Genomic DNA, 249 nt, shown 5'->3' on the forward strand with positions numbered 1-249 from the left:
ATTTGTGACTGTTCAACACGCCCTAGTGTTTTATTGATTATTTTATAAGAGTATTTGACCAATGCTAAAGCTAACCACCTACCGTAACTTGCAAGTCTTTTTGGTATTAATGGCAGTGATAGGAATGAGCTTTGCGCTGTTTTATTTACAGCGCCATCTGGGTCTATCACCTTGCCCACTTTGTGTTTTTCAGCGTATCGGCCTGATGGTTATGGGTGGCTTTGCCTTAATAGCAGCACTGTTTAATCC

Annotated in this window: 1 protein-coding gene; it reads left to right on the plus strand. The window is 41.0% G+C overall.

Annotated features, from left to right (window positions below; translation table 11 throughout):
* Positions 1 to 61: 61 nt before the first annotated feature.
* Positions 62 to 249: disulfide bond formation protein B (locus AAEY68_RS21435; RefSeq protein WP_350586870.1), on the plus strand; the 188-nt coding region annotated here is incomplete at its 3' end.

The sequence above is a fragment of the Pseudoalteromonas sp. RB2-MNA-CIBAN-0110 genome (assembly GCF_040309305.1).
Lineage (GTDB): Bacteria > Pseudomonadota > Gammaproteobacteria > Enterobacterales > Alteromonadaceae > Pseudoalteromonas > Pseudoalteromonas arctica.